This is a genomic window from Asticcacaulis sp. (assembly GCF_047605585.1).
Taxonomy (GTDB): domain Bacteria; phylum Pseudomonadota; class Alphaproteobacteria; order Caulobacterales; family Caulobacteraceae; genus Asticcacaulis.
In genome coordinates, this window is sequence record NZ_JASGFK010000003.1 from 258,798 (window position 1) to 283,017 (window position 24,220).

Consider the following 24,220-nt stretch of genomic DNA (forward strand, 5'->3'; position numbering starts at 1 on the left):
TGCCATTGAAAAGCTCATGCAATTCCGCCAAGCTGGTCGGATTCGCGGAGATCAAGCGTGAAGGAAGACAAGAAAGGCCTGCTGGTTATCGGTGCCCGTTCCCTGGTGGGGCGGCGCATGCCTGAGGCTGTTCGTGCCGTGGGCTGGCCGGAGGCCTCGGTGGCGTATAGCTCGCGCCAGCCGCTGGCGGGATCGGGACTGATTCTCGATACCGAACGCCCCTACGAATTCCAGCCGAACCATACCTTTCCGGCGGTGATTGTCTGCGCGCCGGTCTGGCTGATTACCGATACCCTGCTCGAACGCCTGCTTGGGCTGGGCATGAAGCGGATCATCGCCTTTTCCTCGACCAGCCGGTTGACCAAGGCGGCTTCGGCGGAGGCGGAAGAACGCGAGGTGGTGGCGCGTCTGGCCCAGGGCGAACAGACCCTGGTCGATTTCTGCGCGGTGCATGGCGTGGCCTATACCCTGTTGCGACCGACCCTGATCTATGACGAGGGCAGGGATGAAAATATCACCCGGATCGCCGGCCTGATCCGCAAGCTCGGTTTTTTCCCGGTCTGCGGCCTGGCTTCCGGCCTGCGCCAGCCGGTCCATGCCCGCGACCTGGCAAAAGCAGCCATGCAGGCCCTGACCGCGAAGCCGGCCTATAACAAGGCTTATAATCTCAGTGGTGGTGAGGACCTGACCTATGTCGCCATGGTGCGGCGGATATTCGAGGCGCTGGACCGCATGCCGGTGATCGTCGCCCTGCCGGAAATCCTGTGGCGGATCGGCTTTTTCGCCGCGAACCTGATCCGACCGAAGAAGCTGAAGCGCAATATCAGTATGGTCCTGCGCATGAATAGCGACCTGTGGTTCGACCACAGCGCCGCGACGCGCGATTTCAGCTATCAGCCGGGGCCATTCAAGCCGGAGTTTGAGTAACTATTCCGGCTTCCAACGCATGGAGAGGTGCAGCGACTTGCCGTCGAACGACTTCGCCCAATCGGTCTTGTTACCGGAACTGCCGAGCCGGTCCATGATGTGCATCAGAGCAGAGCCAAAGCCGTAATCCTTCGGGTCTTCGGCGGTCAGGACGCAATCATCAAAATCGCCGGTGGCGGTGAAGCGGCATTCGGCCTCGGCCCGGCCGCTGACCCGGTCGTTCTGGGCATCGCCGGGATAGGCTGAAACGCTCAACTGATCGTAATAGCCGTGGATATCCAGGGTCTGGAAGCGCGGATCGCTGTTGTCGGTGGCGTAGAAGATCACGTCCTGCGGAATCTTGCCCAGCTCCAGCACATCGTCGCGCGTCGCATCGGGATGGGCCTTCAACCAGTCCTTCGCGGCGCTATCGTTATCGACACGGGCCAGGATATCGTAGAGCCGGCCGGCGCGCCCGAGGTCCGCCGGCGTGCCCATGCCGGACTCATACTGGTGCGCCAGCAGGCGGACGGCCTCGCGGTTGCCGCACCGGGCCGCCTTCTTGAACAGGTTCAGCGATTCGGTTTCATTGCGCGGTACCAGATCGCCGATCATGTAGATCTGGCCAAGTTCGGTCAGGGCGGCGCCGTGGCCCTGGTCGGCGGCCTTTTTCAGGTTGGCGAGTGCCAGGGCGCTGTCGGCCGGAAGCCCCTTGCCTTCGAGATAGACCATGCCCAGGGCATAAAGTGCGTCGGCATCGCCTTTTGCGGCGGCGCTCTGGCAATAGGGCAGGGCCTTCGTCCAGTCGGCGGTTACTGTCTCGCTCTGGGTATAGGTGGTGCAGACAAAGGCGCGAGCGTCGTCCTGACCCTGGTCGGCGGCCTTTTGGTACCAGTTCAGCGCCTGATCGCCATTGGCTTTCGTGTGATGGCCGAGGCGGTAATCCTCGGCGAGATCGAACTGTGCCTCAAGCTTGCCGCCCTCGGCGGATTTGGTGATCCAGGCAATGCCGGACTTATCGTCCGACTTCTGGCCGAGCAGGCCGTCGAAATAGACCTGCGCCAGGTCGTATTGCGCCTGGATATCGCCGCCCTCGGCCCTGGCGCTCAGGGCCTTGAATTGTTCCTTGGCGGTTGGCGGCTTGGGCGGGACAAGCGCCGCCGCGGCAGGAGACGCCGTGATCGCCAGAGTACTTATCAGCATACCTGTCAGCGGAAGCCAGCCCAGCCTGTTCACTTAAGTACCTACTTGTCGGACCACACGGCCAGTTCGTTACCGGCCGGATCGGTAAAATGGAAGCGGCGGCCACCGGGAAAATCGAAGATCGCCTTGGTTATTCCGGCCCCTTGCGCCTTTACGGCGGCAAGCGATGCCTCGATATCTTCACTATATAGGATGACCAGCGGCTTTGCGGAAGCCTCCGCCGCATCGCCCTGAAAACCACCGTCCAGCCCGGCATCGGCCAGTGCGGCGTAGGTGGGGCCGTAATCGATGAAATTCCACCCAAAGGCCTTGGTGTAGAAGCTTTTGACCGCGCCGAGATCGCCGCCAGGCAGCTCGATATAGTCGATCTTGTGGTGTTGGGGCACTCAGGTCTCCAGTTTCCAGACACTGGCCGGTTTCACGGCGGTTTCCTCGATATCGGCATTGGTCAGGATATCATAATCCGCTAGCCGGATCAGTCCCGTTGTCGGGAAATAGGTCCGGTGCGGATCGCCGATATAGGTCTCTATTCTGTGCCGCGCGGCGCGGCGAAAATATGTCAGCATGGCGTCAGTCATCGGTTTTTCGTAGCAGATATCCCCGGCCAATATGACATCGACCTCGGGCAATGGGCCTTCTGGCAATGAGCTGGCCAGCAGGTCATGACCGGTGAAGGCGAGGTCGACGCCGTTCAGCGCCGCATTCAGCGCCACGGCGGCGCCAGCATAGGGATCGATGTCATTGCACAGCACGCTGTGCGCGCCGGCCTGACTGGCGGCGATACCGACCAGGCCGGAGCCGCAGGCGATATCGAGCACGCGCCGGCCGCGCACGATTTCAGGGTTTTCCAGAATATGGCGCGCCAGGGCCTGTCCCCCCGACCAGGCGAAGGCCCAGAAGGGGGGTGACAGGCGCTGGCTGGCCATCTCCTGCTCGGTCATCAGCCACAGCGGCGTGACCTCGTTAGCCTGATATAGCCGGATCAAAGGCAGGGAGGGCACGGGCAGAGGGCGGGTCTGTGCCTGGATAAAGGCGGTCAGGTCGGTCACTCGGCGTCCGGATCGCTGAGGGCCTGCTGCGCGACCGGCTCGCCGCCGAACTGATCGGCAAATTCGGAGGCGATGACGCCTGTGAGCAGGCTTTGCGGCACGCGGATCTCATAGGGGCCTTCGGCATAGGGGCCGACATCGTAAGGCGCATAGAGGGCATCCACCGCGCCGATCCTGCCACCAGCCTGGGCCGGGATCAGCACCAGTCGGCTGTCAGTGAATTTCGGGCAGGCGAAGCCGGAACTGGCCTGCGAAACCGGCTCGCCGGCCCGCTTCGAACGTGCGGCCTCGACCTGACGGCAGAGATAGGTGTCGATCGTACGGAAATCGGCATTGGGCTGGAACAGGCGTTGGGTGTCGATGATCGATCTGGTGTTGCGGTCCCACAGCAGGGTCTCAATCGTATGGTTGGGATGGGCGCCGCCCTGATAGTCGTCGGCTTCGGAATAGACCGAGACGAGTCGTGGCGTCTGGGCGGAAATCTTCCAGACGATACTGTGGTAATAGGGTGGCTCTTCGATGCCGTCGGCGCTGTTCTGGGCGCGGTCCTTGTGCGCCTGATCCACGAAGGCGGTCAGTTCGGACTGTCCCTGGTTGTACAGCCGGGTATGCAGTTCGGGATAGAGCTTGATGCCTTCGGGCAGGGTCAGATTGACCTGTGCATCGGCCGTGGTGCTGGCGATGGTCAGGGGCGGCGGCGGACCGGCCGGCACAGTGGCCGCCGGGCTGGCGGCGGGCTGGTCCTTAGGCTTTTTCTGGCAGGCCGTGACCGTGACGAGAACGCCCAATGCCATGGCGGTGGCGAAACGGCGTGTCGATATCGGCGGCATGACCTCTCCTGATCTTATGAATTCATCGCACCGGTGAAATGCACCGCCAGCAGGCTCAGGAACCACACTATGCCGGTCAGCCGGTTGGACTTGAACAGTTTGAGGGCCAGGGGGCCATTCCACCGTTCACCTGACGAATCCGGCCGCAGACGCGTCACCTGCATAAATAGATGCGCCAGCACCAGGAAAAGTCCACCGAAAAAGAGCGGCGACAGGCCCGCCAGCCAGCCAGCGATGCCGGTGAGCAACGCTGCCATGCCGTAGAACAGGCTGACACCGCTGACCGTGTGCTTTCCGAGGGCCCGTGCGCTCGATTTGACGCCGATCATGGCGTCATCCTCGATATCCTGCAGGGCATAGATGGTGTCATAGCCCAGGGTCCAGAAGATCAGCCCGGCATAGAAGAGCAGGGCCGGCAGGGTCAGGGTATCGGTCACCGTGGCATAGGCCATCAGGAACCCCCAGTTGAAGGTCAGGCCCAGCCAGGCCTGCGGCCACCAGGTGATGCGCTTCATGAAGGGATAGGCGGCCACCAGCAGCAGGGAAGCGGCGCCGAGCGCGATGGCCAGCCAGCCCAGCTGGATCAGGATCAGAAAGCTGATCAGCGAACAGATGGCGGCGAAGGCGATGGCCTGCTTCGGGCTGATCTGGCCGGAGGGGATCGGGCGGCCGCGTGTGCGCTCCACCTTCGCATCGAAGTCGCGGTCGACGAAATCGTTGAAAGCGCAACCGGCGGCGCGCATCAGCACCGAGCCGATGGCGAACAGTAAAAGTTTGTACCACGGAAAGTGATAGCGCAGGACGTCCAGCGGCGGCATGACCTGGCTGTTGCCGCTGGTATCGGTGGCGAAAAACGGATGAGCGATGGCGAAGGCCAACCCCATGGCGCCCGGCAGGAACAGCAGCCAGATGCCGATCGGCCGGTCCAACCGGCCCAGTTTCAGCCAGGGTTGCAGGGCGCGGGGGGCGTAGCGGTCAACCCAGTTGAGCGTGGCGGCGTCAGGGAGAGGCGCCTGAGAAGGAGCACGTGTCGTCATGCGCCGTTGATGAACCGTGCAGGGCGAATTGTCGAGGGGATTCTGAGACGGTTGCGCGTGCTCTGTCTGACGAATGGGGCAAGGGCCTGTAGCCCTTGCTAAGCCCGGCGCTTGATCAGTTGCGAGCGGTCGCGGCGCACCTGGGCGGCCGGGATGACGCGGGCGAAGGGACGCCGGCCGAACAGGCTGTCTTCCATGCCGGTTTCCAGGATGTCGCCGCGCTTGGGGGCCTTCAGGAAGAGGTCTTCCATCGGTGTGATGACGTAAAGGCCTTCCGGGGCATAGACCAGCACCAGACCTTCGTTCTTCGGCATGACTTCCGACCAGATTTTCAGCTGCTCATAATAGTGCGGGCGGCGCCAGTCGTACGGCCGGTCGGGATCGACATCGACGGCCAGGGTGGTGCCGTTGGGTTCCAGACGCAGCACGAAACCGGCGTGATCCGGCCGCCACAGGCCGTTCATATCGTCATGCTTCAGCCACAGGCACTTGAATTCCTGACAGATCTGCGGGTGCAGGCCCCAGACGCCGCAGCCGCCTTCGGGCCGCACGTTCATGCAGGTGTGGCCGGCTTTCTTTTCGAGATCGGGGATGTCGTAGACCTTGCAACACAGATTGCAGGTGCCGCACTCTTTCAGGCTGGCCCGTTTTACGGGAGCAGGTGGGGGCGCCTTCTGGCTGTTTACGTCATGTGCGCTTCGCGTCACGCGGGGTATCATAGGCCCTGAACCTTTTGTTCAGACTGACGGCCCTTTTGCCGACAGCAACGCCATGACCTTCTCAAAACAGAGTCAATAAACGGTTACTTTAACCTTTTATTTTTCAAGAATTTGCCGCGTGATTCGATGTTCCCGTCCTGTTCACGGCTGGAGTTTCTTGCGACCCTCGATCACCTCGTCATAGGAAAAGAGGATATCCGGATCGGGGGCGGCGACATCGCGGCCGGCATGGGGGCAATCCAGTACCTTGAGGACGTGACGCAGAATGTTTTCACGTGCCTTGACCTTGCTGTCGGTGGCGATGCAAATCCACGGGCCATGTTCATGGTGCGAGCGGCGCAGCATGTCGTCGCGTGCGGCGGAATAATCGGTCCAGCGGTCCTGCGCCACCTGGTCGAGATCGCTGACCTTCAGCTTCTTGCGCGGATCGGAGCGGCGGTCATCGAGGCGTTCCTTCTGCTCCTTCATCGAGATATCGAGCCATAGTTTGATCAGGGTGATGCCGCTGCGCGCAATCATGCTCTCAAAATCGGGCACGTCGCGGATAAAGGTTTCCTGCTGGTCGGGCGTGGAAAAGCCCATGACCTTCTCGACCCCGGCGCGGTTGTACCACGAGCGGTTATATACTACCCATTCGCCGGTGGAGGGGAGACGGTTGACATAGCGCTGGAACCACCAGGCGCCCTTGTCGAAATCGGTCGGCTTGGGCAGGGCGATGACATGGGTATTGCGCACCGACAGGCATTCGGTCAGGCGCTTGATGGCGCCGTCCTTGCCAGCGGCGTCGCGCCCCTCGAACAGGATACAGACCTTGCGGCCATTGGCCATGGTCCAGATCTGGGTGTCGACCAGCGCCACCTGCAGGGCTTCGAGACGTTTCTGGGCGACTTCCTTGTCGTCGTGTTTTGACACCTGATCCTCCTTATTAAACGCTTCCAGCTTGCCGGAATTTCGTAAGGAAACAAGTGTAATCCGTGTTTCAGGCGATACGGCGACCGTCCGAAGTTACAAGGCGCAGGTGCGAGATCTTCTCGGCCGGTTCCGGTTCGATCAGCCGCGAGGCTTCAAGAGTGTAGCGGCCGAGCACGCCATTGGGATTGCGCGGCATCGGGCTGAGGGTCTGGTAGAGGCCGACCATGCGGTCCACCTTGCCGTAGCCGTTCAGCATGGGACACAGGCAGATTTCCAGGCGGACTGTCTCAGTCTGGAACAGGGCCAGTTCTTCCGGCGACATGTCGGGATGCGAGACGTTCCACGGCGCGGTCAACGACAGGATAACCGGCAGTTCGCGGCGGCGGGCCAGCATCAGGGCCGTGGTCAGCGAACTGAGCGAGGCGTTGCGGAAGAGTGCCGGAAAGGCCGTATCCTTCAGGTCATAGCCATGCAGGGAGCGCAAGAATCCGCCCGACAGGCGAAACCGGTGATGGTGATCGGTGGTCGAGACCATCATCATCTGCGGCATCAGGGCCTTGAGGCGGGCCGGATCAAAATGCTCGCGCAGGGGCGCCTTGTCCGGTTGCATCTGCAGGCCGCGCCAGTAATTCAGGAATGAAACTGTACTGGAATGGGGCACAACGATCTCCTTTGCCGGGACAAGAGGCAAGATCGCTGCCGAAAAACGGTGTTTTAGTACATTTTCGGTGCATGATTTAATCAAAAGGCAAGTTTGGCGCGGTATGGTTCTTGCTGAGGAATGGCCAAATAGCCACGAGGGCGAAAAGCCATGAGGAAAGTTTTGATGCGCGCTGTCTTTAAGAATATTGTGATCGCCCTGCTGGGCATTGGCCTGCTGTCCTTTGCCGGAGGCGCCATGGCCTGCGATTGCAAGCCGTCGGCCCCCACCAAGCCGAGCAACCCGCGTCCCCCGCAGAACGGCTGTAATTCGGGCTGCGGTGGTGGTGGCGGATCGAAATCCAGTTCCTATTCCAGCTCGCGTTCCTCCAGCTCTTCGAACTCGACCTCGAGTTCGTCCAGCTATTCCGGCGGCTACAGCAACTGGTCGCAGACCCCGGGCTATCCGCAGTCGGTCGGCGCGCTGAACGTGGTCGGCGGCGACGAGTCGGCTTTTGAATCCTACAGCGAACAGCAAACCTTCACCAAGCAGACCATCATTCAGGCCAGCTGCATTGACGATACCGGCGTGCCGCATCCGGCCTCGCAGGTCTTTGCCGGCCGTGACATCGCCGGTTCCTACCGCGGTGAGGTTTATCGCTGCATCGCCGGCACGCACATGCAGTGGACCTATTCGGACTATGACGGTTCACACATTAATTTCGACGGCGGCAAGAACGCCACATGCGCCAAGAACGAGGCCCTGTGGTTCGAAAACGGCGCCCTGACCTGCAAGGTGCAGATCCCGCAGCGCCAGTGCAACGAGCGTTCGCTGCTGCGCCGCTTCGGCGTCGGCGTCAAGGTTCTGACCCTGACCCGTACCGAGACCATCACCAAGCAGCGCCAGGTCGCCTCGGCCCGCAGCAGCGCCGGCCTGACGGTAATGACCTTCGATGGCGGCGTCGGCGGCTTCGTCCAGTAATATACCTATAATAAAGTGCACCAAGACAAACTGAAAACCCCGCCGGTTCATCCGGCGGGGTTTTTGTTTGCCTATTTGGTGGCCGTGTCCGTCGTCGGTTTGATCTGGATGCGCAGGGCCTTGCTCATGTCGAGATACTCATTGGCCAGCTTCTGGATATCGGCCACCGTCACCGCCTTGTACTGCTCACGGCGGTTACGGATATAGTCGAGCTTCTTCGCGTCGGTGGTCGAGCCCGGCAGGGCGCCGGCCCAGTAAGTATTGGTCTTCAGGTCGGTATCCATGCGGTCGAGCAGGGGCTTCTGCGCGCGCAGCAATTCGTCATCGCTGATCGGATGGGCCTTGAGGTCGGCCACGATACCGGCCACGGCGTCGTAATAGGCCTGGTCGTCTTCCGGCTTCACCTGGGCGACGGCGCTGAGATAGCCATAGCCGGGGAAGGTCTGCGAATAGTAATTGCTGGCATCGGGGCTATAGCTCAGCCCCTTCTGTTCGCGCACGATATCGGTCAGGCGCAGTGACAGCACCTCGGCCAGTACAGTCAGGCCGCGCGCCCGCTGGGTATCCGAGAAGAAGTCGGTGCCCGGCCAGGCGATATAGCTCAGGTCCTGGTCGGCGCGACCCTGATGCTCGAAAGTCTGCTTCAGGTTGGTCGTCGGGAAGTGCAGGGACAGGCCATCGGCGGGGATGGAGGGCTTGTCCGGACGCTTGGCCAGTGTAGCGAAGGTCTTGGTGATCTCCGCTTCGGCTTCCGCCTCGGAAATATCGCCGACAACGGTGATTTCGACTGGTGCGGTCTTGAGTTGATGGTCGATCAGGGCCTTGACCTGGTCATTGGTGGTGGCCAGGAAGTCGGCCTGGCTCGGCATTGTGAAGCGCGGATCGTTGCCGCGCAGGGCGGCCGCGCCGCTCATTTGGAAAACGCCGCCGGGGGTGGAATTGAGCTGATTGTAATAGTCGGGGATGAAGGCCTTGAGGCGGGCGAAGGCGTCGGGGCTGTAGGCGGCATCCTTGGTGAAGGCTATCAGCACCTGCATCTGGGTGGCGAAGTCGGTCGGATTGGTGCCGCCCGAAAGCGTGGTGGCGTCCTCGCCGATATCGAGGCCTATGCTGTAGATCTTGCCGGTCAGGGTGTCCTTGATCTCGGAAGCGCTGAGTTTTCCGAGGCCGCCTTCCTGCAGGTCGGAGACCGAGGCGGCAAAGACTGGCGGCTTCGAAGCCGGCGACAGGGCGCTTAAGCCCCCGGCGAAGCGCACCGTGATGCCGATCTCGTCGTCCTTGAAATTGGTCGTCTTGATGGTGGCGCGTACGCCATTGGACCAGGTCAGCTGGGTCAGGCCGAGATCCTTGATCTCCTCGCGCTTGACCAGCTTCGCCGGCGTACCGAAATCGGTATAGGGCCAAGGCTTGATGGTGCGGGCTTCCTGTGCCGTCAGCTTCGTTGACTGGACGGCCGTATAGGTATCGAGGAAGGCCTTCTGGTCGAAATCGCCCAGGGTCGCGCCCTCATGCCACAGCAGCGGGCCATCGCCGGCAAACAGCGGCTTGATGCCGGCATTGAGCGTATCCAGCGTGATCGAAGGCTTCAGCTTCTGAAAATAGTCCCAGTCCTGCTGCGGTGAGGTGAAGACCTCGCCATCGGCCACAGTGTTGACCAGGGATTCGGCCAGTGTGCGGCTGTTGCGCGTATTGGCGCCCATCAGGGCTTGCTTGAAATAGGTTTCGGTGTCGCTGAGCGTGCGATCGAGTTCGGACTGATCGGCACCGAATTCGATGAACTGGCGCACGGCGGTATAGGCGGCGACGAAGGCCTCCTTCTCGCGGCCGGGCTTGGGCGTGATCGACACTTGAGTGACGGTGGCCGTGTGATCGACATCGTCATGGCCGATCGAGGCGGCGGCGAAGGGCGTATCTGCCAGCTTGGCCAGGCGCTCCAGGCGTTCATTGAGGATCTGGGTGCGCAGGCCGTCGAGGAAATCAACAGTTTCCTTGGCCTCATCCTGATAGACCTCCTTGATCGGCTGCGACCAGGTGAGGGTTAGTTCGGTGCGCAGGCCCTTTTCGGCATAGGCCTCGGAGGTGACGCCCTTCGGTTTATAGGCGCCGAAATCGGTCACGCGGATCGGCGCGGCCGGGGCCTGCCAGTCGGAGAATTTTGCCTTGATGCGGGCTTCCATGGCGTCCGGATCGAAATCGCCGACCACGACAAGGGTCGCCTGTTCCGGACGGTAGAAGCTGTTGTAATAGTCGACAAAGCGGTCGCGCTTGGCGGTCTTGATGATGTCGATCTGGCCGATCGGCAGGCGGACGGGATATTTCTGGCCGCCGAAGGCCGCGTCGGCCCACTTCATGTAGGCGTGGCGGCCGGGGCTGTCGCTGGCGCGTTCCTCGCCCAGGATGACGCCGCGCTCGCGGTCGATGGCGCCGTCGTCGAGCGACAGGTTGCCGGCGGTTTCGCGCATCAGGAACAGGCCGGTATCGAGGTCGTCATCGGCCACCTTGGGCAGGTCCAGTTCGTAGACGGTCTCGCCGAAACCGGTATGAGCGTTGGTATCGGCGCCGAAGGACAGGCCGTGACGCTCCAGGATCTTGACCATGTCGCCCTCGGCCACGTTCTTCGAGCCGTTGAAAGCCATGTGTTCGAGGAAGTGAGCCAGGCCCTGCTGGCTGTCGTCTTCCATCAGCGAACCACCATTGAAGCGCAGGCGAATCGAAGCGGTGCCCGGCGGGGTGGCGTTCTTAAGGATGATATAGGTCATGCCGTTGGGCAGCTTGCCGAAGCGCACGGCCGGGTCGGCCTTGATGTCCGAATGGTTCTGGGCGAAATCGAGGCCCTTGCTGACGTCGACAAGCTGAGCGGAAACAGGTGCCTGCGCATAACCGCTGACAGGGGTGAGGGCGGTCGTGGTCAGGGCCGCGATGGCGAAGGCGGTCAGCAGGGATTTCTTTATCGTCATCAGTGTCGCTCCGGTTATGGAACCGGACACTGCCGCAGGATTACGGCTGAATAAAGCAAAATCCGTCAGGACGAGCGCATCCTGAAAAGTGTGACGCACTTTTCAGATTAAGATGCGCGTTAAACAAGGGAATAGAGCGCAGATCCTATTCTTCAGGATCGACGCTTTAGCTCTTGTTAAGTGAGGGCGATGGCGTGGCCGGCAGGGGCTCCGCCTTTTTCTTCTTGACCGGCTGGCAGACAATCAGGGTGACGGGCACATTGCGCAGATTGCATTCATCGCGTGTCATATACTGGTGATAGGTCAGGGGAGCGTAGAAGAGGTAGCTGCAGGCGATCAGCACGCTCAGGCCGCACAGAAGGCCGAACCTGTATTTCGCCACCAGCGGCACCTGCCGCGCCACGATCTTGAAGCACAGGGCGATCAGCAGGAAGGTCAGGGCCAGGCCGATGAAATAGTGGTAGATGTACATGACCCGGTGGATGCCGAGATAGATGTGGAAGGTCCAGAACACCATGAACATGGCGAACAGGGCCTCCAGCCGGTCATAGTCGCGGGCGCGTGCTTCCGCATCCGGTGTCTCCCGGCGATCGAAGCGGCGGCGTGCGATCAGGACAGCCGCTCCGACGATGCCGATCAGGCCCAGTCCCCAGTTGACCGGATTGCCGAGCATGTGAGTATAGGCGGTCTTCTTGCCGTCGAAATCCCAGCGATAGGTGATGGCCTTGGCCATAAAGGGCCACAGCACAGGTTGCGAGCCATTGGGTTCGGTCTTTACCTCGCCGGTGAAGTCATACTTCATGTACTTGTAATAACCGACCGTGGCGTCCCAGACGACGGCGGGTGACAGGCCGCGCTTGTGGGCAAGGTAATCTCTGTAGACCTGGCCCATGGCGTTGTAATCGCGTGTGCCGGCCTTGGTGGTGATGTCGGGCTTGTTGGGATTGAAGGCGACATGCAGGGTGAAGATCAGCACGACAACCGAAAGGAAAGCGGCGGCGATGGCGCTGCCGCGGCCGAACTGCCGCAGCCAGTTGCGGCGCGAATGGTCCATCCACAAAGCGCGGCCCAGGCTCAGGGCGCCGAGCGCCAGCATGACCAGCGAATTGACCTTAACCATGAAGCTGAGGCCGCACAGCAGGCCAAAGGCGGCATAGGTCAGGAGCGGGCGTTTCGGTTCGCGCCCGAAGGTATGCAGCCACACCAGTATCGAGCCGAGGGTGAAGGTGAACTGGTAGGAATCGAGATGGGCGGCGCGGAAATGGACGATGTAGGCGTTCTCGAAGACGAACAGCAGCGAGAAGACAAAGGCCTCGAAGGCCTCTCCATTGAGCTTCAGTATGATCAGGTAGAAGAGTAGGGCGCTGACAATGGCGAACAGGGCCGAGGGCAGGCGGATCGGGGTGAAGTCATAACCCTTGGGCACGATGCGCGAATCGATCTTCTTCACATCGCCGAGGGCATGGGTGTCGATATGGCTGTTGACGCCCAGCATCTTGCCGGTCTTGACGCCCAGGTCCATGAACATGAAACCAAGCGGGGGGTGCGAGGCATATTGCGCCTTGCCCTCGACATAGCGCTGGGTCGTGGTCAGGTAATAGGATTCGTCCCAGAAGGCGTGGTAGGGATTGTTCAGGTCACGTACGAAATTGAAGCAGGCCAGGATGATGATCAACACGCCCAGTACCCAGCGCAGGGTCTGGTCATCGGCATTCCACAAACGATCGGCAAAGGTCCGGACCTTCTGTGAGAAGGTAGCGGCGGGCATGTTCGTATCGACCGTCATCTGGGCTCGTTTATGTCGTTTTGGCAGGGGCGTTCCTTATGCCCTATTCGTCCGGTTCTGCCTATAGAGTCCGCAGGCTTTGATTCAGCAAGTGCACTCGATCGCTAGGGGTGCAATTTTTGCGGGAGATCCTGGCGCCCTGTTAATAAAAATACAACCTTTGAGGGTCTATTTTGTAAACGCGGCCTGATCAATTCCCCTGAGGTCATGTCGTGTATCGGGCGCAATTCTTCCCTCTTCCGGACGCGCACCGTCATCCCGCCGGACCTGCTGGTCCCGGGTCCGGCAGGATGTTTTTTAGCTCTGTCTCAACTTCTCAGGCGATAGCCGGTTTTGAAGATCCAGGCGATGACGGTGACGCAAGCCGCCATGAAGACCAGGGTCATGCCGAAACTGATCAGCACATTGACATCGGCCTTGCCGTAGAAGGTCCATCTAAAGCCGTTGACCAGATAGACGATCGGGTTGAACAGGGTAACGGTCTGCCACAGCTCGGGCAGCATCTTTATGGAATAGAAGGTGCCGCCCAGGAAGGTCAGGGGGGTGATGATCAATAGAGGCACCACCTGCAGCTTCTCGAAACCATCGGCCCAGACGCCGAGGATAAAGCCGAACAGCGAGAAGGTCAGGGCGATCATGACCAGGAAAAGCGCCGCCCAGACGGGATGGGCGATCTCATAAGGCACGAAGAGGCGCGCCGTGATCAGGATGATGGTGCCGAGGATGACCGACTTGGTGGCTGCGGCCCCAACATAGCCAAGCAGGGCTTCAGCTACAGACACTGGCGCCGACAACAGTTCGTAGATCGTCCCCGTGAAACGCGGCAGATAGATTCCGAATGAGGCGTTCGAGACGCTTTCCGTCAGGATCGACAGCAGGGTCAGGCCGGGCACGATAAAGGCGCCGTAGGAGACGCCATCGACCAGGGTCATTTTACTGCCGATGGCCGAGCCGAAGACGATGAAATAGAGCGAGGTCGAAATAACCGAGGCGGCGATGCTCTGGAACAGAGTCCGCCAGGTGCGGTGCAGCTCAAAGAAATAGATGGCGCGGACGGCGTGGAGGTTCAAGTTCATGCTTTTTTCTCCACCAGGTCGACAAAGATATCTTCCAGCGACGAGCGTTTGGTACTGACGGACTTGAAGTCGATCTTCCGGTCCATCAGGGCCTTGAGCACGTCGGCTACGCTGGCATCCTCGGCATCGCCTTCACCTGTCAGGGTAAAGGTCAGGGTTTCGCCGTCGTCGGAGAGGTCGAGCTTTTGTGGGATATCCGGCGGGGCATCGAGTTTCGATTTCAGGCCGATGGTCACGCGGGTCTGGCCCAGCTTTTTCATCAGGGCGTGCTTTTCCTCGACCAGTATGATCTGGCCCTTGTTGATGACGCCGATGCGATCGGCCATCTCCTCGGCTTCTTCTATATAGTGGGTCGTCAGAATAATGGTGACCCCCTGTTCGCGCAGGCGGCCGATCATCTTCCACATATCGCGGCGCAGCTCGACATCGACGCCTGCGGTCGGCTCATCGAGGAACAGGATTTTCGGCTCGTGCGACAGGGCCTTGGCGATCAGCACCCGGCGCTTCATGCCGCCGGAGAGGGTGGCGATCTTGTTGTCCTTCTTGTCCCACAGGGAAAGATCCTTCAACACCTTTTCGATATGGGGCGGATTAGGCGGCAGGCCGAACAGGCCGCGCGAGAAGGTCACGGTCGACCAGACGGTTTCGAACATGTCGGTGGCCAGTTCCTGCGGCACCAGGCCAATCTTGGCGCGTGCCTGGCGGTAATCCTTCGTGATGTCGTGGCCGTCGGCGATCACCGTGCCGCCGGTCAGTTTCACCAGTCCGCACACCACGCCGATCAAGGTGGTCTTGCCGGCGCCGTTCGGCCCCAGCAGGGCGAAGATTTCGCCACGTTTAATATCGAGATCGATGGATTTCAATGCCCGGTGACCGCTCTTGTAGGTCTTGTCGAGTTGCTTGATCGAGATGACCGAATCCATCTGATATCCTTTGCCGGGTAGCGTATGGCCTATATAGTCCGTTATGCGCCAAAAAACGACAGGGGATAATCGCCAATGAAGAGAGTTTTGTGTCTGGTGATGGGGCTTACCGCCTTTGGCGCACAGGCGAAAACACCTGCCGCCGACACGGTCTTCCGCAATGCCTATGTCTATACGGTCGATGCGAAGGACAGCACGGCCCAGGCCCTGGCGATAAAGGATGGCCGCATCGTCTATGTTGGCGATGACAGCGGGGCAAAGGGTTATGTCGGTCGCAAGACCCAGGTCATCGATCTCAAGGGACGGATGATCATGCCGGGCCTGATCGATGGCCATATGCATCCGCAATCGGGTGGCCTGCGCATGCTGAGCTGCAATCTGAACTATGAAAGCCTGACCGTAGCGGAATTCCAGGCGCGCATTCAAAAGTGCGTCGACGACGACAAAACGGCCGGACCTGACGACTGGCTATTAGTGATCAACTGGTTCGAGCAGGGCGCGAAACCGCAAGGCACAGTCCTGACCCGCGCCGCGCTCGATGGCGTGAAGACCACGCGCCCGATCAAGGTGCATTCGTCGTTCGGCCATTCCAACCTGACCAATACGCGCGGCCTGCAACTGGCCGGCATTACGCGCGATACGCCCCAGCCGAAGGACGGGGTGATCGTCCGCGATGCCGCGGGTGAGCCAACCGGGCTTCTGCAGGACGCGGCGCAGGACCTGCTCGACAAGGTGGTGCCGCCACCGACTGTGGAGACCAATTACAAGGCGACGCAACTGGCGCTGAAGGCCATGCGCGAACAGGGGATCACGTCCTTTCTCGACGCCTATACCGATATCGAGACCATGACGGCCTATCGTACGGTCTCCCAGCAGGGCGGACTGACCGCGCGGGCGCATTTCGCCGTGCTGATCGATTCTCCGGCCGACTATGATGCGGATAAGGCCATTGCCGAGGTGCTGAAGGAAAAGGCCGAATTCGAGCAGGCGGATGACGGCGTGAAGCCAATCATGAAGGTCGATACGGCGAAGCTGTTTCTCGATGGCGTCTATTCGGCGCCGGCCTATTCGGCGGTGATGGTCGAACCCTATTTCGAGAACGGCAGGCCGGGGCAAAATTACGGACCCAAGCCGTATTTCTCGCAAGATCAACTCAATGAGACCCTTACCAAACTGGCGGCAGCCGGGCTCAATCCGCACATGCACGCCGATGGCGATGGCTCGGTACGGATGGGGCTGAATGCGGTGGAAGCCATGCGCAAGGCCCATCCGACGGACGAAATCCGCCCGGCCATCGCCCATGACGAAATCGTCGATCCGGCGGATTACAAACGCTATGCCGAGGTCAATGCTCTGCCGGTCCTGTCGTTCCAGTGGGAGCGGCCATCGGTGGATATCGAGCAGTCGAAACCGGCCCTGGGGCCGGTACGGTCCGCCCTGATGGAGCCGGCAGGCATACTCGAACTCTACGGCGCGCGGATCGTCTATGGCTCCGACTGGCCTGTGGACGCGCTCAATGAATGGCTGGCCCTGCAGATCGCCGTCACCCGCTCGGCCATCGGTGAGGACGCAGTGACATATCCGGGGCGGCTGGGCATCGATCCCGGCCTGACGGTGGGGCAAGCCATACGCGCGATCACGCTCAATGCCGCCTATAGCCTCAGGCAGGACAAGGTGACGGGGTCGCTGGAAACCGGCAAGTTCGCCGACCTGATCGTGCTCGACCGTAATCTGTTCCAGATCAGACCCGAGGAAATCGGTGACACCAAAGTGTTGCTGACCATGGTCGGCGGCAAGGTCGTCTATAAGGCGGATGACTTGAAATAGGCAAACAAAAGGGCCGGCGAGGGGGATATTCGCCGGCCCGGAAGTTATGTCACACGGACTTTATCAGTACTTGTAGGTGATCTGCAGGAAGCCCGAACGACCGACGCCGTCGTACCAGTTGCTGTTGTAGTACGGATAGCTGGTCCAGGTGGAATCGTAGGAGGGATCGGTATCTAACAGGTTGTCGATGGCGAGTGACAGCGTGATCTTCTCGTTGATCTCGTACTGCGCCGAGGCGTTGTATAGCGTGTACGGCTTGACCCAGCCGTCCTCGTCATAGTTCGGCAGGCGGCCGATGAAGTTGCCGTCGATGTTGAACTTCCACTTGCCGGTCTTCAGGTTGACGCTGCCCGAAGCCTTGTTGCGCGGGATGTAGTAGCCTGAATCGTAGGCCAGCTTGTCGATGGGGGTATCGCCGGCATAGCGGGTGTAATCGTGATCGATGGCGTGGGTGTAGCTGCCGGACAGGCCGAGAATACCGATCGGCGTATCGAAGCGCAGGTGCGCCGCCACGTCGATGCCGGACGTATTTTCCTCGGCGACATTGATCGGGCTGACATAGACCTGGGTGATGTCGCCGTCCGAGTCACGGGTAACGCGGGCGATGGCGTCCTGGCAGGTGGGGGAATTGATATCCTGTATGCCATTGCGGCATTCGCCTTCGGTCCGGGTCAGATTGTTGATGACAAGGTCCTCGACCACGCCCTTCATGGTGATCTTGTAGTAGTCGACGCTGAGATCGAAGGCGCGTGATGGGGCCCAGACGAAGCCGGTATTGAAGCTTTCGCTGGTTTCCGGGTCGAGATCGCGGTTGCCGCCGGTCTGGACGGAGATGCGCGAGCCGCGGCCACAATCGCCCGGATAGTCTTCCGGCGTGTCGTTATAGCAGGCGTAGTAGTCGGTGGCGCGGCCTTCCTCGTAACCGATTCCCTGATAGACATAGTTGAGGTCCGGTGCGCGGAAGCCCGTGCCCCAGGCGGCGCGCAGCAGCAGGGTTTTGAGCGGACGATATTCGAGGCCCAAATTGTATGTGGCCTGACCGACATCGTGCTCAGCATAGCTGTAGTGATCGTAACGGGCCGCCAGGCTGGACGACAGGGTTGACAACAGTGGAATGCTGAATTCCACGCCGGTGCCGTAGTGCGTGCGGTGGCCCTTCGAGATGAAGTCGGTCCAGCTGAAGAAGTAGGGCTCCGCCGCCTTGGGGTCGGTGCCCTGGTCGTAGTCCTGGCGGCCGCCTTCGACGAGGAAATTGAAGCCCACCGGGCCGGCCGGCATCTGGAACAGGTCGCGGGTGCCGATCTGGGCCGTGAGCTCGCCGACCGAGCTCTTGGGATGATAGACCGCGTTTTCGGCGATCGAGTCATATTCCTCGACCGTCAGCGGGGTGTAGAACCGGGTCGGATCGGCGTTGAAGACCGGCAGGCCGTAGTCATCGTCCTCACCATCCTGTGTACCCAGGAAAAGCGCATTGGCCTTTGCCGCATTGATCAGCGGGAAGATGACCTCGGCCGTATAGGCGCTGTAGTTGAGCGCAACCTCGTAATTCCACTTGTCATCCTTGCCGAAGGTGCCGCGCACGCCTGGCGTCAGCGTATAGGTGGTCGAGTTGACATGGCGCATAGCCTTGTCGAGCCCGCCCATTTCTTCCGGCGTGAAGATGCGATACCAGTTGTCGGTGCCCCCGGTATAGCTGTTGTAGAAGTCGCCGGTGTCGTCGCCATCGGCGGTCTGGTAACTCCAGGAGGTCGGGCGCTTCAGCAGCGAGACCTGGCTGACGCCGAACTGCACGTCGGCAAAGAAATGCAGGGTATCGGAATAATCGTAGGTGAAGGAGCCCACCAGGTTGCCGGCATGGCGCTCGGACTGGATGGTGCGGTAGCCGGCAGCGGATTCGCTGCCGCAGTAATTGCCTGCCGCGTCATTGTCACCCCCCGAATAATAATCATCGGTCGCCAGATGCGTGGTGCCATTATTGGTGGAAGTGGTCAGGGCGCACTGCGCGTCCGTGGCATCGATGGCGTACACATCATAATCGACGCGCTGCCAGTTGGTTATGGCCGTCTGGTATTCCGGGTCCGGCGCATCCAGTGTCGAATCCTGTTTCTTGCGCTGGTAGCCATAGATCGGGTCCTGCCACAGAATTTCACCGCCGAAGACGCCGTGGAATTTGCCGGCATCGAAGCCTGAGGAATAGTTCAGGCGGTGCGACTGGCCGCCACCCTTTTCGGTCCAGCCATAGCGGTAGTCGAGCGTCGAGCCGTCATACCGCTCCTTGAGCTTGAAATTGACCACGCCGGCCAGGGCGTCCGAACCGTAGATGGCCGAGGCCGAGCCGGACAGGATTTCGATCTGGTCGACCATCCCGAGCGGAATGTTGGAGATATCGGTGAAATTGCCGTTGCCATCGAACGGCATGGGGAAATCGGAAATGCGGCGTCCATTGACCATGACGAGGGTATGGTTGGGGCCGAGGCCGCGCAGGTCGACCTGCTGGGCGCCGGGGGAATAATCGGCGGCATTGCCCGATTGCTGCGATTCCGTTTCACCGCTGTTTTGTGTCACGGTCTTGAGCACGTCCGGTACGCTGGCATAACCGCCGGCGCGAATTTGGTCGGATGTGATCACGGTCACGGGGGCCGGACCTTCCTTCTGGGTGCGGGGAATACGCGAACCGAGCACAACGACGGTCTGCGGTTCTTCGCTCCCGGCTGTCGTCGGGGTTGTGGCGGAAGTGTCCTGTGCGTGGGCGGCGCCATAAAGACCATAGAGGCTACACCCCGCCAGCAGGGTCAGCCGGCACAGACGAGTAAAACTGGGGCGTGTGAAGTTTGTCTTCGTCATTAAGCAGCTCCTGATTTTTACGTAACAATGTTCGCTTTTGCGAATTGGAAAAAATTGCAAATATAGTTTCAAAGTGCACTAAATTTGCTGAAACATGAAGAAAAGTGACATCAATATGTCATCTAGTGCAATCAAATTGTTGCCTTAGGGGCAATTTGAGATCACAGTTGTGGTGATATGTTGCATTTGCGCACTAACCACACGGAGCCCGTCATGCGTCACCTGATTCTCGCCTTAAGTCTCGCCTGTGTAACTTTAAATGTGGCGAATGTAGCGGAGGCGAAGGAATGGACAAGCGGGCCGGGCTACAAGACCTTTGTTATCGGTGATGAGGCCAAACCGACCACCGATCCGGTAAGCGGCGGCTTTCTCCTGAGCGGTGGCGGTGACTGGGCTTATGATGCCTTCCGCTGGTTCACCGCTCATGCCGGTCACGGTCATATCGTCGTCTTGCGCGCTTCAGGCACCACGGAATCGCAGGATGAATTCTATAATCAGGTGAAGGGCGTCAGTTCGGTGCGTACCTTCCTGTTCACCAATCGCAAGGCGGCCTACGATCCGAAGCTTCTGGAAGCGGTGAAGAAAGCCGATGGCATCTTCCTGGCGGGCGGCGACCAGTCCAACTATGTGCGCATGTGGAAGGGGACGCCTTTGAACGAAGCGCTCGATGCCCATGTGGCGGCCGGCAGGCCGATCGGTGGCACCTCGGCCGGCCTGGCGGTGCAGGGGGCGTGGCTCTATGGCGCCATGGATGGCGGCAGCGTTACCTCGCCCGAGGCCATGAAGGACCCGATGGGACCGGCCGTGACCATGGAAAGCGATTTCCTGCATTCGGAGCTTTTGGCCAATATCGTCACCGACAGCCATTTCGGCGTGCGAGAGCGCCTCGGCCGCCTGATCGCCTTTGTCGTCAAGTCGGAAACCCTGCGCGATGCCGATGGCAAACGTTACGCCCATCCGTTGGTTGGTCTGGGAATCGACGAGGAAGCCGCCATGACTGTCGAGGCCGATGGAACCGCAAAGGTCTATTCCAATCTCGATGGCCACGGCTGGCTGGTTCAGGGCGGCGAGGTTCATGACCTGGCGGCGGGCAAGCCGCTCAATATCAAGAATGTCAGCGTCACCGGCATCGGCAAGACCAGCACCTTCAATATAAAGACCCTTGAGGTCGGCCAGCCGTCCTTTACCCGCACCTATGATGTCACCGATGGCGTCCTGACCCAGCAGAAGCATTGGTCGCTGGCCATTCACGGCGGGGCTGGCGTGATCGACCGCGGCGATCTGACGCCGGAGAAGGACGCGGCCTATCGCGCCGGTCTGGCCGAGGCGCTGAAGGCGGGGCAGGCGGTGCTCGACAAGGGCGGCACAGCGCTCGATGCGGTTGAGGCCACGATCAAGCCTCTGGAAGATAATCCCCTGTTCAATGCCGGCAAGGGCGCGGCCATCGCGGCCGACGGCAATGTCTATCTCGACGCCGCGATCATGGACGGCGGCACGATGAAGGCCGGCGCCGTGGCGGCCCTGACGCGCACCAAGAACCCGATCCTGGCGGCGCGCGCCGTCATGGACAAGACGCGCCACGTCTTCCTGGCCGGGGAGGGGGCGGATGCGTTCTCGAAGGCGCAGGGGCTGGAACAGGTCGATCCGAGCTATTTCCACACACCGGAACGCGAACAGATGCTGGTAGACTGGAAGAAGGACCACCAGGCGATGATCAATCCCACGCATATGTACGGCACGGTCGGTGCGGTGGCGCTCGATTCGGACGGTCACCTGGCGGCGGCGACCTCGACCGGCGGCCTGACCGGCAAGCAGTGGGGCCGTATCGGCGACAGCCCGCTGATCGGCGCCGGCACCTATGCGCGGGATAGCGACTGCGCGGTTTCGGCCACTGGCACCGGCGAATATTTCATCCGCGATTCCGCCGGCCGCCAGGTCTGTGACCGCGTGCGCTGGAATCATCAGAACATAGAAACGGCCGCTTATGACACCATCATGTCGATCGGATCGATAGGCGGTGATGGTGGCCTGATCGCCATGGACGCCAGCGGAAAGCCGGCCTTTGCCATAAATGATGTCGGGATGTATCGTGGGGCGGTCTCTTCCGATTCCCCCGTTATCCAGACCGCCATCTATGGCGACGAGAAAATGAAATAAATGACCACGCGCAAGCCCGCTCCGGAACTCGACGCCATCGACCGTAAACTGATGGCGTCGCTGCGTGAGAATTCACGCCTGCCGGTGTCACAGCTTGCCACCATGCTCGATATTCCGCGCACCCAGGTCTATGCCCGTCTGGAGCGGCTGGAAAACGAAGGCATTATCGACGGCTATACGGTCAGGCTCGGGCAGGCCTATTCGAAATCGCGTCTGCGGGCGCATGTCATGATCAAGACCCTGCCGCGACTCTGTCAGGAGGTCGAGGTCAGCGTGGCCGAGATTTCCGAGGTGTCCGCCGTCTATGCCATCAGCGGCGAGTACGACATCATCGTCATGGTCGAGGCGGCAGACAGCATCGAAATGAACGAGCTGATCAACCGCATTGGCTTGCTGGATGGCGTTGAGCGCACCACCACCTCGATCATCCTGGCGGCCAAGCTGGAACGCTAAGCCCGGTGGGCAAACCACTGGGTCAGCCGGCGGATCGCCTCCTCGATCTGAGGCGTGGAGACGGCAAAGCTGAAGCGGATGAAGTGCCGTCCGTCCACCGGATCGAAATCATACCCTGGGGCCGCGGCCACGCCTGTCTCGCGCAGCAGGGTTTGGCAGAAGTCCAGGCTGTTGTCGGTCAGGTGGCCGATATGGGCATAGATATAGAAGGCGCCATCGGGCGGGGCGATTGACGTCAGCCCCATGGCGGGCAGGGCGTCGAGCAGTAATTGCCGGTTTTTGGCATAGACCGCGACATGACCCTCCAGTTCCTCATGGCAATCCAGCGCCACCAGCCCGGCGTGCTGGCTGAGCGAGGGAGCGGTCAGGAACAGGTTGCCGACATAGGCGCGTGCCCGCTCCAGATGGCCCGGCGGCACCAGAAGCCAGCCCAGCCGCCAGCCGACCATGCTGAAATATTTGGAGAAGCTGCTGACGACCAGGGCGTCCGGTGCGAATTCCAGCATGGAATGAGCGGGTTCGACATAGCTCAGGCCATGGTAGATCTCGTCGGAAATGATGCGGATGCCGCGTTCCCGGCAGACGGCGGCGATGGCCTCCAGTTCGGTGGCGTCAATGATCGTGCCGGTCGGATTGGCCGGGCTGGCGATGATGACGCCATCCGGCGCCGGTTCGACAGCTGCCAAAGCCTCGGCCGTCAGCTGGAAGCGCACCGAGGCATCGCAAGGAATCTCCACCGGCACCTGACGCAGGGCCTTGACCGTGTTGCGGTAGGCGACATAGCCCGGCCGCGCCATGGCGATGCGGGCGCCCGGTTCGAAACTGGAGATCAGAGCCAGCAGCAGGGCGGGCGAGGCACCGCAGGTCAGAATAAAGCACTCCGGCGCGACGGTGACGCCATAGGTTTCCCGGTAGTGGCGCGCCAACCGTTCGCGCAGGGCCGGGCTTTCCCAATAACCCAGACCGTCCGTATCCAGCACATGATGCGCGGTTTCGATCGCCCTGGCGGGAGCGCCGGTCGAGGGCTGGCCAAACTCCATATGGATGATCGAGCGGCCGTCGGTTTTTAACTGGTGCGCCAGGCGGCTGATGGTGATGGCGTGGAAGGGTTCGATATCGTGCATGTGTCATCCCTAAGCCAGATGGGCGCCGATCCCAACTGGAAAATGGCAGGGTTTAAACGCTTAATTTGAATAGCTACGTTATGTTTTTTAATGCTTTGGACCGCTTGCCAGAGTAGGGAATTGTTGTTAATGCGAATGATTATCAAGTTAATGCGGTATTTCTCTCCTTATGGCCAGTTCTTCAACGGCAAAATCAGGCTTCTGGCGTAACCAGCTACGTCAGTGGCACTGGATTAGCTCGGCCATCTCTCTGATGGGGCTGCTGCTGTTTTCCGTGACCGGCTTCACGCTCAACCATGCGACGCAGATCGAGGCCGAGCCGAAGGTAACGAAGATTGAGCGCCAGGTGTCGCCCGCTACACTGGCCGGACTGACATCTGTAACCGCCAATGTGCCCCTGACGGCCACGCAAGCCATAGCCATTCGCGGGGCGACGGGCATCGATGTGCGTGGCGCTGCGGTCGATGCCGATGATGACGGCATTTATCTCAGCCTGTCGGCGCCGGGCGTGGATTCGACTCTGGAGATCAGCCGTATCGATGGCCACGCCATCTATGAACGTACGGACCGGGGCCTGATCGCGGTGCTCAATGACCTGCACAAGGGCCGCCATTCCGGGCCGGTCTGGGCCATGTTCATCGACCTGATCGCCATTGCCTGCGTGGTGTTTTCCGTCACCGGCTTCGGCCTGCTGTGGCTTTACGCCCGTGGCCGCCGCATCACCTGGCCACTGGTGGCGCTGGGCCTGGTGCTCCCCTTCATTCTCTTCCTTTTGTTTGTTCACGCCTGAGGTTTC

General features: G+C 60.7%; 20 protein-coding genes. 6 read left to right on the forward strand and 14 right to left on the reverse strand.

Annotated features, from left to right (window positions below; all coding sequences use genetic code 11):
* Window positions 1-57 precede the first annotated feature (57 nt).
* Window positions 58-927: an NAD-dependent epimerase/dehydratase family protein gene (locus tag QM647_RS10435; RefSeq protein WP_414995451.1), complete on the forward strand. Its 870-nt coding sequence runs from the start codon at window positions 58-60 to the stop codon at window positions 925-927.
* Here QM647_RS10435 and QM647_RS10440 read toward each other — a convergent pair whose 3' ends face one another.
* The 8 genes from QM647_RS10440 to QM647_RS10475 all read right to left on the reverse strand — a co-directional run bounded on the left by QM647_RS10440 (window position 928) and on the right by QM647_RS10475 (window position 7,317).
* On the reverse strand, window positions 928-2,109 hold the full coding sequence (locus QM647_RS10440; RefSeq protein ID WP_414995452.1) for a tetratricopeptide repeat protein: 1,182 nt from the start codon (window positions 2,107-2,109) through the stop codon (window positions 928-930). It abuts the gene before it with no gap.
* 41 nt (window positions 2,110-2,150) lie between these two features.
* Complete coding sequence (locus QM647_RS10445) at window positions 2,151-2,495, reverse strand: VOC family protein (protein ID WP_414995453.1); 345 nt, start codon at window positions 2,493-2,495, stop codon at window positions 2,151-2,153.
* Entirely contained in the window at window positions 2,496-3,158 is a 663-nt protein-coding gene (locus tag QM647_RS10450; protein WP_414995454.1) for a class I SAM-dependent methyltransferase, read from the reverse strand. It abuts the gene before it with no gap.
* On the reverse strand, window positions 3,155-3,988 hold the full coding sequence (locus tag QM647_RS10455) for a PdaC/SigV domain-containing protein (RefSeq protein WP_414995455.1): 834 nt from the start codon (window positions 3,986-3,988) through the stop codon (window positions 3,155-3,157). The genes QM647_RS10450 and QM647_RS10455 overlap by 4 nt, the downstream gene beginning before the upstream one ends.
* 14 nt (window positions 3,989-4,002) lie before the next feature.
* A complete protein-coding gene (ubiA, locus tag QM647_RS10460; RefSeq protein ID WP_414995456.1) occupies window positions 4,003-5,025 on the reverse strand; it encodes a 4-hydroxybenzoate octaprenyltransferase in 1,023 nt (340 codons plus the stop codon).
* Window positions 5,026-5,123: 98 nt separating this feature from the next.
* Window positions 5,124-5,732, reverse strand: coding sequence for a hypothetical protein (locus tag QM647_RS10465; RefSeq protein WP_414995457.1), 609 nt, complete (start codon window positions 5,730-5,732; stop codon window positions 5,124-5,126).
* Between the two features lie 153 nt (window positions 5,733-5,885).
* Entirely contained in the window at window positions 5,886-6,656 is a 771-nt protein-coding gene (locus QM647_RS10470; protein ID WP_414995458.1) for a polyphosphate kinase 2, read from the reverse strand.
* Window positions 6,657-6,723: 67 nt separating this feature from the next.
* Window positions 6,724-7,317: a PAS domain-containing protein gene (locus tag QM647_RS10475; RefSeq protein ID WP_414995459.1), complete on the reverse strand. Its 594-nt coding sequence runs from the start codon at window positions 7,315-7,317 to the stop codon at window positions 6,724-6,726.
* 165 nt (window positions 7,318-7,482) lie between these two features.
* Between QM647_RS10475 and QM647_RS10480 the strand changes: the two genes are divergently transcribed.
* Complete coding sequence (locus QM647_RS10480; RefSeq protein ID WP_414995460.1) at window positions 7,483-8,277, forward strand: hypothetical protein; 795 nt, start codon at window positions 7,483-7,485, stop codon at window positions 8,275-8,277.
* A 71-nt stretch (window positions 8,278-8,348) separates the two neighbouring features.
* On the opposite strand, the gene QM647_RS10485 is transcribed toward QM647_RS10480, so the two are convergent.
* The 4 genes from QM647_RS10485 to QM647_RS10500 all read right to left on the reverse strand — a co-directional run bounded on the left by QM647_RS10485 (window position 8,349) and on the right by QM647_RS10500 (window position 15,019).
* On the reverse strand, window positions 8,349-11,234 hold the full coding sequence (locus tag QM647_RS10485) for a M16 family metallopeptidase (RefSeq protein WP_414995461.1): 2,886 nt from the start codon (window positions 11,232-11,234) through the stop codon (window positions 8,349-8,351).
* Window positions 11,235-11,400: 166 nt separating this feature from the next.
* Window positions 11,401-13,020, reverse strand: coding sequence for a phospholipid carrier-dependent glycosyltransferase (locus QM647_RS10490; protein WP_414995462.1), 1,620 nt, complete (start codon window positions 13,018-13,020; stop codon window positions 11,401-11,403).
* A gap of 308 nt (window positions 13,021-13,328) precedes the next feature.
* Window positions 13,329-14,090: an ABC transporter permease gene (locus QM647_RS10495; protein ID WP_414995734.1), complete on the reverse strand. Its 762-nt coding sequence runs from the start codon at window positions 14,088-14,090 to the stop codon at window positions 13,329-13,331.
* 2 nt (window positions 14,091-14,092) lie between these two features.
* Complete coding sequence (locus QM647_RS10500) at window positions 14,093-15,019, reverse strand: ATP-binding cassette domain-containing protein (RefSeq protein ID WP_414995463.1); 927 nt, start codon at window positions 15,017-15,019, stop codon at window positions 14,093-14,095.
* Between the two features lie 75 nt (window positions 15,020-15,094).
* Here QM647_RS10500 and QM647_RS10505 point away from each other — a divergent pair, with 75 nt between their 5' ends.
* On the forward strand, window positions 15,095-16,846 hold the full coding sequence (locus tag QM647_RS10505) for an amidohydrolase (RefSeq protein WP_414995464.1): 1,752 nt from the start codon (window positions 15,095-15,097) through the stop codon (window positions 16,844-16,846).
* Window positions 16,847-16,909: 63 nt separating this feature from the next.
* Here the strand turns inward: QM647_RS10505 and QM647_RS10510 are convergent, their stop codons facing one another.
* Window positions 16,910-19,690, reverse strand: coding sequence for a TonB-dependent receptor plug domain-containing protein (locus QM647_RS10510; protein ID WP_414995465.1), 2,781 nt, complete (start codon window positions 19,688-19,690; stop codon window positions 16,910-16,912).
* Between the two features lie 213 nt (window positions 19,691-19,903).
* Here QM647_RS10510 and QM647_RS10515 point away from each other — a divergent pair, with 213 nt between their 5' ends.
* Window positions 19,904-21,847 (forward strand): isoaspartyl peptidase/L-asparaginase, encoded by a 1,944-nt coding sequence (locus QM647_RS10515; protein ID WP_414995466.1) that lies wholly within the window; start codon window positions 19,904-19,906, stop codon window positions 21,845-21,847.
* Window positions 21,848-22,300 (forward strand): Lrp/AsnC family transcriptional regulator, encoded by a 453-nt coding sequence (locus QM647_RS10520; RefSeq protein WP_414995467.1) that lies wholly within the window; start codon window positions 21,848-21,850, stop codon window positions 22,298-22,300. It abuts the gene before it with no gap.
* Here the strand turns inward: QM647_RS10520 and QM647_RS10525 are convergent.
* Window positions 22,297-23,424, reverse strand: coding sequence for a pyridoxal phosphate-dependent aminotransferase (locus tag QM647_RS10525; protein ID WP_414995468.1), 1,128 nt, complete (start codon window positions 23,422-23,424; stop codon window positions 22,297-22,299). The two genes, QM647_RS10520 and QM647_RS10525, sit on opposite strands and share 4 nt — an antisense overlap.
* A 169-nt stretch (window positions 23,425-23,593) precedes the next feature.
* Here QM647_RS10525 and QM647_RS10530 point away from each other — a divergent pair, with 169 nt between their 5' ends.
* A complete protein-coding gene (locus tag QM647_RS10530; protein ID WP_414995469.1) occupies window positions 23,594-24,214 on the forward strand; it encodes a PepSY-associated TM helix domain-containing protein in 621 nt (206 codons plus the stop codon).
* The last annotated feature ends 6 nt before the right edge of the window (window positions 24,215-24,220 follow it).

Bases quoted from the DNA above. Each gene is read 5' to 3' on its own strand.
- QM647_RS10520 (WP_414995467.1), top strand. From the start codon at position 21,848: ATGACCACGCGCAAGCCCGCTCCGGAACTCGACGCCATCGACCGTAAA.
- QM647_RS10500 (WP_414995463.1), bottom strand. From the start codon at position 15,019: ATGGATTCGGTCATCTCGATCAAGCAACTCGACAAGACCTACAAGAGC.
- ubiA (WP_414995456.1), bottom strand. From the start codon at position 5,025: ATGACGACACGTGCTCCTTCTCAGGCGCCTCTCCCTGACGCCGCCACG.
- QM647_RS10485 (WP_414995461.1), bottom strand. From the start codon at position 11,234: ATGACGATAAAGAAATCCCTGCTGACCGCCTTCGCCATCGCGGCCCTG.
- QM647_RS10505 (WP_414995464.1), top strand. From the start codon at position 15,095: ATGAAGAGAGTTTTGTGTCTGGTGATGGGGCTTACCGCCTTTGGCGCA.
- QM647_RS10490 (WP_414995462.1), bottom strand. From the start codon at position 13,020: ATGACGGTCGATACGAACATGCCCGCCGCTACCTTCTCACAGAAGGTC.
- QM647_RS10525 (WP_414995468.1), bottom strand. From the start codon at position 23,424: ATGCACGATATCGAACCCTTCCACGCCATCACCATCAGCCGCCTGGCG.
- QM647_RS10440 (WP_414995452.1), bottom strand. From the start codon at position 2,109: ATGCTGATAAGTACTCTGGCGATCACGGCGTCTCCTGCCGCGGCGGCG.
- QM647_RS10530 (WP_414995469.1), top strand. From the start codon at position 23,594: ATGGCCAGTTCTTCAACGGCAAAATCAGGCTTCTGGCGTAACCAGCTA.
- QM647_RS10480 (WP_414995460.1), top strand. From the start codon at position 7,483: ATGCGCGCTGTCTTTAAGAATATTGTGATCGCCCTGCTGGGCATTGGC.
- QM647_RS10510 (WP_414995465.1), bottom strand. From the start codon at position 19,690: ATGACGAAGACAAACTTCACACGCCCCAGTTTTACTCGTCTGTGCCGG.
- QM647_RS10455 (WP_414995455.1), bottom strand. From the start codon at position 3,988: ATGCCGCCGATATCGACACGCCGTTTCGCCACCGCCATGGCATTGGGC.
- QM647_RS10515 (WP_414995466.1), top strand. From the start codon at position 19,904: ATGCGTCACCTGATTCTCGCCTTAAGTCTCGCCTGTGTAACTTTAAAT.